At 68.3% G+C, this 12,560-nt stretch carries 13 protein-coding genes; 1 reads left to right on the top strand and 12 read right to left on the bottom strand.

Annotation, left to right across the window (positions count from 1 at the left end; all coding sequences use genetic code 11):
- Positions 1–255, bottom strand: a 255-nt coding sequence (locus WG898_RS00005) for a phosphoadenosine phosphosulfate reductase domain-containing protein (RefSeq protein WP_339600736.1), incomplete at its 3' end; no start/stop codon positions are given.
- Between the two features lie 37 nt (positions 256–292).
- Entirely contained in the window at positions 293–2,173 is a 1,881-nt protein-coding gene (locus WG898_RS00010) for a polysaccharide biosynthesis protein (RefSeq protein ID WP_339600737.1), read from the bottom strand.
- Between the two features lie 209 nt (positions 2,174–2,382).
- Here WG898_RS00010 and WG898_RS00015 point away from each other — a divergent pair, with 209 nt between their 5' ends.
- Positions 2,383–3,123, top strand: a complete 741-nt coding sequence (locus WG898_RS00015) for a substrate-binding periplasmic protein (RefSeq protein ID WP_339600738.1) — start codon at positions 2,383–2,385, stop codon at positions 3,121–3,123.
- On the opposite strand, the gene WG898_RS00020 is transcribed toward WG898_RS00015, so the two are convergent.
- From WG898_RS00020 to WG898_RS00065, 10 genes are read right to left on the bottom strand one after another with little or no spacing between them, the layout of a single operon-like run.
- A complete protein-coding gene (locus WG898_RS00020; RefSeq protein ID WP_339600739.1) occupies positions 3,120–3,710 on the bottom strand; it encodes a sugar transferase in 591 nt (196 codons plus the stop codon). The genes WG898_RS00015 and WG898_RS00020 overlap by 4 nt on opposite strands.
- Positions 3,711–3,713: 3 nt before the next feature.
- Positions 3,714–4,877, bottom strand: a complete 1,164-nt coding sequence (locus tag WG898_RS00025) for a DegT/DnrJ/EryC1/StrS family aminotransferase (RefSeq protein WP_339600740.1) — start codon at positions 4,875–4,877, stop codon at positions 3,714–3,716.
- The gene (locus WG898_RS00030; RefSeq protein ID WP_444718903.1) at positions 4,874–5,563 is read right to left on the bottom strand and encodes a class I SAM-dependent methyltransferase; all 690 of its coding nucleotides are present in this window, start codon (positions 5,561–5,563) and stop codon (positions 4,874–4,876) included. Before WG898_RS00030 ends, WG898_RS00025 begins: the two co-directional genes overlap by 4 nt.
- Positions 5,564–5,568: 5 nt before the next feature.
- Positions 5,569–6,783 carry a glycosyltransferase family 4 protein gene (locus WG898_RS00035; protein ID WP_339600742.1) on the bottom strand — a complete coding sequence of 405 codons (1,215 nt, stop codon included), beginning with the start codon at positions 6,781–6,783 and terminating at the stop codon, positions 5,569–5,571.
- A complete protein-coding gene (locus WG898_RS00040) occupies positions 6,780–7,862 on the bottom strand; it encodes a glycosyltransferase family 4 protein (RefSeq protein WP_339600743.1) in 1,083 nt (360 codons plus the stop codon). Before WG898_RS00040 ends, WG898_RS00035 begins: the two co-directional genes overlap by 4 nt.
- Positions 7,859–8,467 carry an acyltransferase gene (locus tag WG898_RS00045; RefSeq protein WP_339601590.1) on the bottom strand — a complete coding sequence of 203 codons (609 nt, stop codon included), beginning with the start codon at positions 8,465–8,467 and terminating at the stop codon, positions 7,859–7,861. The genes WG898_RS00040 and WG898_RS00045 overlap by 4 nt, the downstream gene beginning before the upstream one ends.
- Positions 8,451–9,689, bottom strand: a complete 1,239-nt coding sequence (locus WG898_RS00050; protein ID WP_339600744.1) for a lipopolysaccharide biosynthesis protein — start codon at positions 9,687–9,689, stop codon at positions 8,451–8,453. Before WG898_RS00050 ends, WG898_RS00045 begins: the two co-directional genes overlap by 17 nt.
- 4 nt (positions 9,690–9,693) lie before the next feature.
- Positions 9,694–10,797 (bottom strand): DegT/DnrJ/EryC1/StrS family aminotransferase, encoded by a 1,104-nt coding sequence (locus WG898_RS00055; RefSeq protein WP_339601591.1) that lies wholly within the window; start codon positions 10,795–10,797, stop codon positions 9,694–9,696.
- A 5-nt stretch (positions 10,798–10,802) separates the two neighbouring features.
- On the bottom strand, positions 10,803–11,396 hold the full coding sequence (locus WG898_RS00060; RefSeq protein WP_339600745.1) for an acyltransferase: 594 nt from the start codon (positions 11,394–11,396) through the stop codon (positions 10,803–10,805).
- Positions 11,397–11,404: 8 nt separating this feature from the next.
- A complete protein-coding gene (locus WG898_RS00065; protein WP_339600746.1) occupies positions 11,405–12,463 on the bottom strand; it encodes a Gfo/Idh/MocA family protein in 1,059 nt (352 codons plus the stop codon).
- Between the last annotated feature and the right edge of the window lie 97 nt (positions 12,464–12,560).

The raw sequence follows: 12,560 nt of genomic DNA on the forward strand, positions 1-12,560 counted from the left end.
ACGCTGGTCGCGGAACGCTATCACCTCAGGGAAGTTGTGGCCGGTGTCCACATGCACCAGCGGGAAGGGCAACTTGCCCTTGAACTCGTTACCCGCCACGCGCTGCTTGAAGGCCTTCTCGGCCAGGCGCAGCACCACGCAGGAATCCTTGCCGCCCGAGAACAGCAGGGCCGGGCGCTCGAAGGCCGCGGCCACCTCGCGCAGGATGAAGATGGCTTCCTCTTCGAGCCAGTTCAGATGGGATTCGCTGATCATTCAGATTCAATGCAATGCTAGGAATAACTTCAAACACTCAGTGGCGAGCGGGAACGAATTCACTCACCAATCGTCTCAGCAATGAACGCACTTGCGCGTCGCCAGGGTGAGCCTCCATCAAGGGCAGCCCGTTCAGCCACCCAGGCACGGAGCCAGCCGATTCAGCATCATCCAGCCTGGCGATGCTGAGCCCCTTGATCTGCGTAGGGATCACGGTATCCGAACCGCTGAGCAGTTCTTCATACAGTTTCTCCCCCGGCCGCAGGCCCGAGAACTCAATGCGCACCTCGTCCAGGCTGCGGCCCGAGAGCCGGATCATGTCGCGGGCCAGGTCGACGATGCGCACCGGCTCACCCATGTCCAGCACATAGACCTGGCCGGTCTCGCCGATGGCGGCGGCCTGCACCACCAGGCGCGCGGCCTCGGGGATGGTCATGAAGTAGCGCGTGATGTCGGGGTGGGTGACGGTGACCGGCCCGCCCCTGGCGATCTGTTCCTTGAATTTGGGAATCACGCTGCCGCTGGAGCCCAAGACATTGCCGAAGCGCACCGCCATGAAGCGGGTGGCGTGGCCCTGGCTCGCCGCGATTGACGCCATATGGCTGACGACCAGCTCGGCGGCGCGCTTGGTGGCGCCCATCACATTGGTGGGGTTCACCGCCTTGTCGGTGCTGATGAGCACAAAGCGCTCGGCGCCGGCCTCGGCGGCGGCCTGGGCGGTATGCCAGGTGCCCAGGGTGTTGTTGCGCAGCGCAGCCCAGGCATTGTCCACCTCCATCAGCGGCACATGCTTGTAGGCGGCGGCGTGGAAGACGATCTGCGGCCGAAAGCGGGCAAAGGTCAGCCGCAGATGCGCGGCATCCTTCACATCGCCCACCAGGCGTACCAGGGGCAGGTGCGGAAAGCGCTCGGTGAGCTCCTGCTCGATGGCGTAGAGCGCGTACTCGCTCAGCTCGTAGAGCACCAGGCGCTGCGGGCCGAAGCGCGCCACCTGGCGGCACAGCTCGCTGCCTATGCTGCCGCCGGCGCCGGTGATCAGCACCACCTTGCCGCTCAAGGCTTCGCTGATGCCCGCCTCGTCGAGCTGCACCGGCTCGCGGCCCAGCAGGTCCTCGGGCTCGATATCGCGCAGCTGGTCGAGCTTGCTGCCCGAATGCAGCTCGGCAATGGTGGGCACGGTCAGCACATGGCGGCCGGTATGGCCGGCCAGGTCGAGCGCGCGGCGGCGGCGCGAGGCCTCGGCCGAGGGCATGGCCACGATCACATCGGTGATGCCGTGCAGCTCGGCCAAGGCCTGCGCATCGTCCAGCGTGCCCAGCACCGGCACGCCGCCCACGCGCAGGCCGCGCTTGGCGGGGTCGTCGTCCAGCAGGCCCACCACCACCCAGCCCTGGTGCTGGATGCCGGCCAGCAGCAGGCGCGCGGCATCGCCGGCGCCCATCACCAGCGCGCGGTGGCTTTCCTTGGCGCTGCCGCTGAGGCGGCCGCGCATATGCTCGTAGAGCATGCGGTAGCCCAGGCGCATCATCGCCAGGCCGATCAGGCTGAACACCGGGTGCAGAGCCAGCACGGCGCGCGGCACCGCCTTGAGTTCGGCCATCAAGACGATGCTGGCGCCCAGCGCACCGGCGATCAGGCAGGCCGCCGCGAGGCGCTTGGCCTCGCCAAAGCCACTGAAGCGCCACATGCCCTTGGGCACCTTGAGACCCCACAGCACCAGCACATAGAGCAGGGTCAGGCCGGCAATGACGGCCGTGTCGTAGCCGGGGCGCGCCGAGATCCAGCGCTCGAAACCCAGGCGGAACAGATAGGTGGCCTGCCAGGCAAGCGCCACCACCAGCGCGTCCAGCAACAGGGAAACGGGTTCGCGGTGCCGGCGCAAGCGCGTCAGAAAGGTGTCAAGCGTTTGCCACAGCACGGGTGTCGGTCGATCGCTAAGAAAGAAGGCGTTGAACTTGGTCTTCAGGGTAAATCCGGCCCGTGAAGGCGCACATGCGGGTGCTACCGTGTCGCGCAGGTGTCATCCCCATGCCTCGGGCCGGCCCGATAGTGCCAGCCTGCAATTGTGCCCGCTGCCAACAGCTTTCTTCCGACGTGTCCACCGCCCCCAGCCATCCTTCGCTCCGTATGCTGTTGCCTGCTGCCCTGCTGCTGGCCACCCTGTTGCTCGCCAAGAGCCTGCATGCCCAGGCGCTGCCCGAGTTGCATGCCTACACGGAGGAATGGCCGCCCTACAACTTCAGTGAGCGTGGCAATGGCGAGCTCAAGGGCATTGCCACCGAGGCGCTGCGCGCCGCCTGCCACGAGGCCGGCCTGCGCTGCAAGTTCGAGAGCGTGCCCTGGGCGCGCGCCTACGCCTCGGCGCAGAGCAAGCCCAACACGCTGGTCTACACCACGGTGCGCAAGCCCGAGCGCGAACAGCAATTCATCTGGATAGGCCCGCTGCTGCCGCGCAGCACCTGGGTGTTCGTGCGCGCCGACGCCCTGAAACAGCATGGCAACGGCCGCGATCTCAAGGCCTACCGCTACGGCGTGGTGCGTGGCGAGGCGGCGGCACAAGACCTGGCCGCCGCCGGCGTGCCCGCCACGGCCATCTTGAGCGACAGCTCCAATGCCGCGGTACTGAAGCTGCTGCAAGGCGGCTGGGTCGACGCCATGGTGGACACCGAGATCGGCATGGCCTGGAGCCAGCGCAATGCCGGTGGCCTCGAACTGATCCGGCTCGCCAAGCTCAGCGATGAGGGCGCCTACTACTTTGCGCTCAACCCCAAGTCGGACCCGGCCCTGGCCGACAAGCTGAGTGCCGCATTGGAGCAGTTGCGCAAGGCCGGCAGCATCGACGAGATCGTGCGGCGCTACACCCGCTAGCCCAGCAGGGCCCCCAGGGTGCGCGCGATGACGCGCAGATCCTGCGCCAGCGAGGCCGTCTTCACATAGGCGCAGGCCAGCCTCAGCTTCTGCGGCATCAGCACCTCCACATACTCGCGCTCCGGGTCGGCGGCGCGGGCCAGCAACTCGCTCTCGTGGCGGAACTGCAGCGAGGCCGGATCGGTGATGCCGGGACGCACCGACAACACGATGCGGCGCAACTCCTCGGGGTACAGCGCCACATAGCGCGGCACTTCCGGGCGCGGCCCCACCAGACTCATGGCGCCGCGCAGCACATCCCAGAGCTGGGGCAGCTCGTCGAGCTTGCTGGCACGCAGGAAGCGGCCGCTGCGCGTGATGCGCGGGTCGGCACCCACGGTGATCTGCAGGCCCGGTACATCATCCACACGCATGCTGCGGAATTTGTGGATCAGAAAGGGCCTGCCATGGCGCCCCACCCGCTCCTGCCGGTAGAACACCGGGCCGGGCGTGTCCAGCTTCACCCACAGCGCCAGCAGCAGCAGCAGCGGCGCCAGCAGTGCCAGGCCCAGCGCGGCGCAAAGGATGTCGAACAGCCGCTTGGCCATTGATCAGCTCAGCGCAATATCGCGTACCGCGGCTATGACGCGCTGCACATCGGCATCGCTCATCGCGGTGTAGAGCGGAATGCTCAGCATGCGCTCGTAGGCTTTTTGCGAATGCGGGAACTGCTCGGGGCGCAAGTCGTAGCGCTCGCGCCAGTAGGGGTGCAGGTGCAGCGGGATGTAGTGCACGCTGCAGCCTATGCCCTTGGCGAACATGCGCTCGATGAAGACATCGCGCTCGATCTCGAGTTCATCGGCCAGGCGCAGCACATAGAGGTGCCAGGAATGCGTGTCGCCCTCGGGCGGCTGCGGCGGCAGCATCAGCGGCAGATCGGCGAAGGCCTGGTTGTAGGCCTGGGCGATCTGCTCGCGGCGCGCCTGGAAGGCGGGGATGCGCTTGAGCTGATGCAGGCCCAGCGCGGCGGCGATGTCGGTGAGGTTGTACTTGAAGCCGGGCGCGACGATCTCGTAGTACCAGCTGGGCACCTTGGCGGTGAAGCGGTCAAAAGCGTCGCGGTTCATGCCGTGCAGGCGCATCACACGGGCGCGCTTGGCCAGCTCCGGGTTACGCGTCACCAGCATGCCGCCCTCGCCGGTGGTCATGGTCTTGTTGGCATAGAAGCTGAACACCGTGGCATCGCTGCCCATGGTGCCGATCAGCTCGCGCTCCAGCGTGGTAGGTAGGGCATGCGCCGCGTCCTCCACCACGCGCAGGCCATGCTTGCGGGCGATGTCGAGGATGGCCAGCATGTCCACCGCCAGACCGGCGTAATGCACCGGAATGATGGCCTTGGTACGCGGCGTGATCGCGGCCTCCACCAGCTTGGGGTCGATGTTGAGCGTGAGCGGGTCGATGTCCACCAGCACCACGTCGGCACCCAGATAGCGCACCACCTCGGCGGTGGCGGTGAAGGTGTGGGTGGTGGTGATGACCTCGTCGCCCGGGCCCAGCCCCAGCGCCTCCAGCGCCAGGTGCAGGCCGGCGGTGGCGGAGTTGACGGCGATGCACTCGGTCTGCGGCTCACCCAGATAGTCGGTAAAGGCCTGCTCGAAGCGCCTGGCCTTGGGCCCGGTGGTGACCCAGCCGGAGCGCAGGGTGTCCACCACCTCGGCGATTTCGTCCTCGCCGATTTCGGGCAGGGCAAAGGGCAGAAAGGGCTGTTGACTCATGGTTTGCTGATCACGGCCAGCACATGGGTGCGCAGCCAGGGTAGGGAGTTGAAGACGCCATAGGCCATCGGATGCAGGCGGCACACGAGCCGGGCCAGCGGTGGCGCCAGCGTCAGGCGCTGCGCCTGCAGACGCCCATGGGGGAACAGCTCGCGTACCCTTGGCAGCGGTACGCCGCGCACATCCGGGTTGCGCGGATTGTCGACGATGAAGTCGTACCAGAGCACCGCCCCGCCCGGCTTCAACCAGCGCCACATGGCCTCGGCCAGCTGCTGCTGCACGGCGTCGCTGAGGATGGAGGAGAACACGGTGGATTGCAGCAGCAGGTCCTGGCTGGCGTCCTGCAGCGGCGCTTGCGAGGCATCGCCCAGGTGCAGCCGCACGGCCGCGGGCAGGACCTGGCGCGCGGCCTGCCAGCGCTCGGGCAGCAGCTCGATGCCGCTCAGATGCTCAGGTGCCAGGCCCAGGCGCAGCATCTCCAGCAGATTGCCGCCCGCGCCGCAGCCCACCTCGGTGAGGCGCCAGTCCTGTGGCGCGCCGGGCCGCTCGGCCAGCCGGCGCCAGAGCGCGCGCTGGCGCTCCTGCAGCATCTGCCAGACCTCGGGACGCAGCAGGCTGTAGCGGTCCGACGGCGTGCGCCTGGCATAGCGCGCCGCGATCGCGTCCAGCTCCTGCTGGCGCTCCATTTCGCTCATTGCAGGGCCTGGATGAAGCGCGCCGCCAGCACCGGATAGGTATGCCGGGCCAGCACAAAGGCACGGCCGCGCGCGCCCATGGCGGCACGCTCCGCGGCCGGCAGCGCCGCCAGGCGGCGCACGCCCTCGGCCACCGCGGCAGCATCCTCGGGCGGCACGGTCAGGCCCGCGCCGGCCTCGGCCACCGGGTCGTTGCCCGCCTCGACCGAATGCAGCACCGGCCGCTCGGCCATCATGTAGTCCATCAGCTTGTTGGGCGCGATGCCGAAGCGGTAGATGGGGCTGCGCTGCCAGCCGATGTAGGCGATGTCGAATGCGGCCAGCAGGGCCGGGATCTGGCGCTTGGGGATGGGCGCGAACATGGCCACATTCGCCAGCCCCTCGGCGCGCACGCGCGCTTCAAGGCGCTCCTTCTCGTGGCCGCCGCCCACCAACACGATGGCAATGGGCGCATCGGCCAGCAGCTTGGCGGCGTCGAGCAGCACATCCAGCGCATTCGGCAGGCCATGCGAGCCGGCATAGCCCAGCACCAGGCGGCCAGCAGCACGCTGGGCAGCGATGTGGGCGGCGATGTCGGCCTGCAGCTGCTCGCCCTGCCCCTCCCATTCGTCCAGCGTGATGCCATTGGGCACGACGTGCAGCTTGCGCAGATCCAGCCCATGCGCGGCCATGTGATCCTGCACCTTGGGCAGCATCGACACCACCACATCGGCATCGCGGTAGGCCTCGTTCTCGGCCTTCTGGCATAGCAGTGCAAAGGGATGGCGCGGCGACATGCCCGAGAGCTCGATGGGCGAGAGCGGCCAGAGGTCGTGCACCTCGTAGACCAGCTTGGCCCCGGCTTTGCGCGCCACCTTGCGCGCCACCCAGATGTCCATCGGATAGGTGCTGGAGGCAATCACCGCGTCGGGCGCGAACTCGCGCGCCAGCAGCTCGGCATCGTTCCAGACCTGGCGGCAGAAGGCCCAGATATTGCGCAGCCGGCCCAGGCCATTGCCCTGGTAGGCCGGGGTCGGATACCAGCAATAGGCAACGCCATCGATGGTTTCACCCAGCTTGTCGGGCTGGGTGCTTCGCACATGCGAATGCGAGGCCGCCAGTATCAGCACCTGATGCCCAGCACGCACCCATTCGCGCGCCAGGTAGTAGGGCCGGTATTCCATGCCATGCTGGGGCGAGCCGGCGTAATGGTTGATGAGCAGGATCTTCATCGTGTCGTGGGAAATTGGCGCAGGCGCGCCAGAAAGCGCTGCACCGCAGGCGCGAACAGGCCGTGTTGGGCGACCCAGGCGCGGTTGGCGGCGCCGGCGCGCTCCGCCGCCTGCGGATCTGGGGTCAGGTCTTGCAGGCGCTGGGGCAGCGCGGCCAGATCCTCGTCATCGCCCAGGATCAAGCCGCCGCCGGGCTGCAGCAGCTCATGGTTGGCCGGCAGGTCGGAGAGTATGGGTAGACATGCATGCGCCATCGCCTCCAGCACCGAAACCGACACCGAATCGCTCTGCGGCAGGCTCAGAGTCCAACACGCCCGGGCGTAATGGCCGGCCTGGGTCTTGGCATCCAGGCGGCCGACGAACTCGACCCTGTCGGCCAGCCCCAGCGCGGCCACCTGGGCCTGCAGGGCGGCGCGCAGCGAACCGTCGTTCGCCACCACCAGACACGCCTCGGGTCGCTGCGCCGCCACCGCGGCGAAGGCGTCAATCACGCGCTCGGGCCGGTAGATGGGCTCCAGCCCCCGATTCGCAAAGAACAGCCAGGGCTGCTTGCGCGCGCCCTGCTTGGGCAGCTCTTCCAGGCCGAAAGGGAAGGTCATGACCTCGGCGGCGCCCAGCTCGCGCATGCGCGCGGCCATGTGTGCGGAGTCGGAGGTGGCGATGTCGCAGGCCTGCAGCACGCGCCGCGTCAGCCAGCGGTAGGGCCAGCCCTGCTCGGGCGTGACGAGGATGTCGCTGCCCCAGGCCGAGCCGGCAATGCGCGCGCGCAAACCCCAGCCGCGCCTGGCCAGCCAGGCCAGCGTGCCATGCGAGGTCAGGTAATGCGCATGCAGCCAGTCGGCGTCCACGCGCCTCAGCCATTGCGCCAATGCCGGCAGCCTCTTCAGCACCGCGAAATTGCCACCGCCATGGGCGGGGTCGGTGTTCATCGCATGGCGACGCTCGGCCGGGACCAGGGCCTCGAAGGCGGGCGTGAAGCCGCGCGAGGACGCCGCCCAAAGCTCCACTTCGGGCGCCAGCGCGCGCGCCCACTTGAGCAGATGCGGGCTCTCGCCATCGCCGATCAGCACCAGCCTCATGGCTTGTGAACCTCGGGCAGTTCCTTGGCCCAGGCCTGGTAATGCGCGGCCAGCCAGGGGTGCTGGGCCAACAGCCTGGCGTCTCCATGGCGCACGTCGCCGATCACCCGGGCGGGCTGGCCGGCCACGATGGCGAAGTCCGGCACCTCGCCGCGCACCTGCGCGTAGGCGCACACCACCACGCCGCGGCCGATGCGGGTATTCGCCTCGATCAGGCTGTGCGGGCCGATGAAGCTGTAGGGGCCGATCTCCACCGGCCCCAACACATAACCGGGCGCCGGCCCCTGCTGCGCCGCATAGGCACGCCCCAATAGGCGCAGGCTGCGATGCGAGCTGTGCGTGACGATGCTGACGAAGTTGGTGATCTGCACACCCTCGCCGATCGTCAGCCCGCCATGGGCGTCGAGAAAGTTGAACTGGCCGATGAAGACATGGTCGGCCAGCCGCAGCTGACGCTCGCCCTCGATGCAGGTGCTGGGCGCAATGCGCGTATGCGGCAAGACCTGACCCTGGGCCGAGCGCTCGCCGAACACGATGCGGAAGAACAGCGCCCGCCACAGCGCGCGGCGGCAGCGGTTGATGACGCTTCTAAGCCAGGCGCTCATGCTCATCAGCAAAGCCTTTCCAGTTGGCCAGGGCCCAGAAGAAATAGCCGAAGTACAGCAGCATCGCGGCCGACACGCCCCAGGCCGCACCGATCAGTCCACCAGCGCGCAGCCCCAGCACCAGGCCGAGCACGAAGGCGCACTGCCCCACCAGCGCCAGGCGCAACGCCCAGGCCTGCGCGCCCCAGGCCATGGTGGCCACCGACAGCGGCGAGGCCACGAAGTGCAGCGCGATATAGGGCGCCAGCGCGCGCGCCAGTTCGCCGGCATCATGCCAGCGCTCGCCGAACACGCGCGCAAACAGCCAGGGCCCCCACAGCATCAGCACCGCCATCAGCGGCAGCGCCAGGGCGACCAACAGGGCCATGGATTTGCGCACCAGGCCAAGCGCCTCGGCGGCACTGGCGGCCGCCACCAGGCGCGGATACAGGGTCTGCGAGAGCGCGCCACCGACGAGACCGGCGGGCGCCTTCAGATAGCGCAGCGCCAGCGCCCAGTAGCCGGCGGCAGCGTCGCCGGCCCAGGCGGCGATCAGCAACATGGCCAGGCTGTCCTGCAGGGCCGTGGCGAAGGCATGCGGGGTGTTGAGCAGGGGGAAGTCGCGGTGGCGGCGGGCCAGGCGCTGCAGGCCCTCGCGGGGCTGGCGCAACAGGCCGCCCCAGCCACCCGCGGGGGTGGGCCGCGCCAGCAGCACGGCCGTGGCCAGGCCTGCCAGCACCGGCCCCATCAGCAGGCCCCAGGCGCCCAGCTGCAGCAGGCCCAGGCCCACCTGGGCCAGCGCGCCACCGCCGTACTGCAGCACGCGGGCCACGGCCAGCAGCTGGAAGCGCTGCGCCCGGCTGGCCCAGAGCGTGAGCCATTGCGTGGCCGCGCCTGCCAGCACCGCCAGCGGCAACCACCAGGCCAGATCGAGCTGCTGGCGCCAGGCCAGCAGGCCGCCCACCACCACGGCCACCGCCGTCACTACCAGCAGCAGGCGCAGGCACAGCCCCATCAGCAGGGCCGCGTCGGACTCGTCCTTTTCAAGCGGCAGGGCGAACTCGTAGCGCGCGCAGCCCACCACCGCCAGATTGGTGGCGACAGACCAGACCAGGCTGAAATGGCCGAATTCATTGGGCGAAAACAGGCGCGTGATCCACGGCCCCAGCAGCAGCGGCAAGAGCTGGGCCAGGGCCCCGCCGGCCAGCAGGGTCAGGGTGGCCCTGAACAGCCCATGCCTCACCGGCTCACACCCTGCTGCTCAGCGCCAGGCGCAGCGCCGCCACCACGACGTCCTGCTGCGCCTCGCTGAGATCGGCACTCATGGGCAGGCTCATGACCCGCTGAGCGGCCGCCTCGGCGTGCGGCAAGACCTGACCCTGGCCGAAGCGTTCGTAAGCGGGTTGCCGGTGCAAGGGGCGCGGGTAATGGATCGCGGTGGGGATGCCGGCACCATTGAGCAGCTTGATGATCGCCTCGCGCTGGTCCAGCTGCAGCGTGAACTGCGCCCACACGCAGTCGCGGTTGCCGCGCACCGACAAGCGCTGCACCGGAAGATCGGCCAGCAATTCCTGGTAGCGCTCGCCGATCGCCAGCCGGCGCTCGATTTCCCAATCAAAGCGTTCCAGCTTGGCCAGCACCACCGCGCATTGCAGCGTGTCCATGCGCCCGCCCACGCCCAGGCGGGTGTGGGTGTAGCGCTGGCTTTGGCCATGCACGCGGATCTCGCGCGCGGCCCGCGCCAGCGCGTCGTCGTCGGTGAAGAGCGCGCCGCCATCGCCATAGCAACCCAAGGGCTTGCTCGGGAAGAAACTGGTGGCGCCAAAGGTGGAGAGCGCGCAGCTCTTGCGGCCGCGGTAGCTGGCGCCGAAGCTCTGCGCGGCGTCCTCGATCACCGGCAACCCGCCATGGCGCGCGGCGATGGCGTTGATCTCGTCCATATCGCAGACCTGACCGTACAGGCTCACCGGCATGATGGCGCGGGTGCGCGGCGTGATGGCGGCCTCGATCAGCCGCGTGTCGATATTGCAGGTGTCGGGCTCGATGTCCACGAACACCGGCACGCCACCCAGCAGCACGATGGTCTCGGCCGTTGCAGCGAAGGTAAAGGGCGTGGTGATGACTTCGTCGCCCGGCTGCAGCTCCAGCGCCATCAGCGCGATCAAGAGCGCCTCGGTGCCGCTGGCCACGCTGATGCAATGCTTCACGCCCACGTAGGCAGCGAGCTTGTCCTCCATCTCCTTGACCTCAGGGCCCATGATGTACTGGCCATGATCCAGCACGCGCTGGATGCGCGCGTCGACGCTGGTCTTGAGGGCGGCGTATTGGGCCTTGAGGTCGATGAAGGGCAGCAGGCTCACGCGAGGGTTCCTTGTTGCACGAGTACGCACAGGCGCTCGTCGTCCTGGAGTTGGTAGACATCGCCGGTGTGCGGGCACTGCGCGCGGCCCTGGGCGTCGAAGACCAGCCGTTCGCCATAGCGGCTCATCCAGCCGATGCGGCGCGCCGGCACGCCCACCATCAGCGCGAAATCGGCCACGTCCTTCTGCACCACCGCACCGGCGCCGATGAAGGCATGGGCGCCGATGGTGCTGCCGCAGACGATGGTGCAATTGGCGCCCAGGGTGGCGCCGCGCTTCACCAGGGTGCGGCGGTACTCGGCCTTGCGCGCCACCGCGGCGCGCGGGTTGTAGACGTTGGTAAACACCATCGAGGGGCCGCAGAACACATCGTCCTCCAGCGTCACCGCGTCGTAGACCGAGACGTTGTTCTGGATGCGCACGTTGTTGCCTATGGACACATCGTTGCCCACATAGACGCCCTGCCCCAGCGAACAGCCCGCGCCGATGCGCGCGCCCGGGCTCACATGGGCAAAGTGCCAGACCTTGCTGCCGTCCCCTAATTGCGCGCCTTCATCGACGATGGCGCTGTCGTGTTTCCAGTAGCTCATGGTGAGATTCAGAAGACGAGCGGCAGACCGACGCGCTGGCCATCGCGCGCGCTGCGGTAGGCCGCGATCAGGATCTCCAGCGAGCGCAGGCCCTCGTAGCCATCGACCTCGGCGCTGGCCTCGCCGCGCAGGGTCTGGATGACGTTGTCGTAATAGAGCGGATGGCCGTGGCCATACACGCTGCCAGTCTCGTAGCTGGCGCTGCGCACCGCCTCGTCATCGGCATGTGGCTCGGCAAACTGCCAATGCTCGATCTTGTTGACCGCGGTGCCGCCGATCTTGACCGTGCCCTTCTCGCCCAGGATGGTGATCGAGCCTTCCAGGTTCTGCGGATAGGTGAGCATGGTGACGTTGATCGAGGCCAGGCCGCCATGGCGCAGGCGTGCCGAGAGCACGCCGGTGTCCTCGGCCTCGATGTCACGCGCCAGTGTGGCGGTGTAGGCATGCACGCTGTCCACCGGGCCCACGAGCCAGTCCAGCAGGTCCACATAGTGGCTGGCCTGGTTCATGAAGGCGCCGCCGTCCAGATCCCAGCGACCGCGCCAGGGCGCGGCGTCGTAATAGCTTTGCGGGCGGGTCCAGAACACGTTCACCGTGCTCATATAGATGCGGCCGAAGCGCCCCTGGTCGATGGCGCGCTTGACCAGCTGCACGGTGCTGTTGAGGCGGTTCTGCTTCACCACGAAGAGCTTGACGCCGGCGTCGCGGCAGGCGCGCACCATCGCCATGCCTTCCTCGAACTTGGTGGCCATGGGCTTCTCGCTCAGCACATGGCGGCCGCTGCGGGCCACGGCCATGGCCTGCTGCGAATGCAGGCCGCTGGGGGTTGCGAGCACCACCACGTCGGCGTCGCTGGTCGCCAGCAAGGCCTCCAGCGAGGCAAAGCCCGGCACACCCGTGCTGGCTGCCGCCGCCTGCAACGCGGCCGGCTGGTGGTCGCACACCGCCACCAGCTGGGCACGGCCAGCGTGGCTGGCCAGCGCCTCGATGTGGTTCTTGGCAATGCGGCCGCAGCCCACCAGGGCGAAGCGTATCGGTCGTTCGAGGATGGGCAGCGCGAGCGTCATGAGGGCCAAATTCGGGCGAAGCAACAGATTCTACGGGGGGCACATAAAGCGCTTTGCGCTTCAGAGAAGACTCATATCGCGGAGCGATGTGATGTCG

It is taken from the genome of Paucibacter soli, assembly GCF_037482845.1.
GTDB lineage: Bacteria > Pseudomonadota > Gammaproteobacteria > Burkholderiales > Burkholderiaceae_C > Paucibacter_B > Paucibacter_B soli.

Excerpts from the sequence above, each read along its gene's own strand:
- WG898_RS00015 (WP_339600738.1), top strand. The coding sequence starts at position 2,383 with ATGCTGTTGCCTGCTGCCCTGCTGCTGGCCACCCTGTTGCTCGCCAAG.
- WG898_RS00020 (WP_339600739.1), bottom strand. The coding sequence starts at position 3,710 with ATGGCCAAGCGGCTGTTCGACATCCTTTGCGCCGCGCTGGGCCTGGCA.
- WG898_RS00025 (WP_339600740.1), bottom strand. The coding sequence starts at position 4,877 with ATGAGTCAACAGCCCTTTCTGCCCTTTGCCCTGCCCGAAATCGGCGAG.
- WG898_RS00030 (WP_444718903.1), bottom strand. The coding sequence starts at position 5,563 with ATGGAGCGCCAGCAGGAGCTGGACGCGATCGCGGCGCGCTATGCCAGG.
- WG898_RS00035 (WP_339600742.1), bottom strand. The coding sequence starts at position 6,783 with ATGAAGATCCTGCTCATCAACCATTACGCCGGCTCGCCCCAGCATGGC.
- WG898_RS00040 (WP_339600743.1), bottom strand. The coding sequence starts at position 7,862 with ATGAGGCTGGTGCTGATCGGCGATGGCGAGAGCCCGCATCTGCTCAAG.
- WG898_RS00045 (WP_339601590.1), bottom strand. The coding sequence starts at position 8,467 with ATGAGCGCCTGGCTTAGAAGCGTCATCAACCGCTGCCGCCGCGCGCTG.
- WG898_RS00060 (WP_339600745.1), bottom strand. The coding sequence starts at position 11,396 with ATGAGCTACTGGAAACACGACAGCGCCATCGTCGATGAAGGCGCGCAA.
- WG898_RS00065 (WP_339600746.1), bottom strand. The coding sequence starts at position 12,463 with ATGACGCTCGCGCTGCCCATCCTCGAACGACCGATACGCTTCGCCCTG.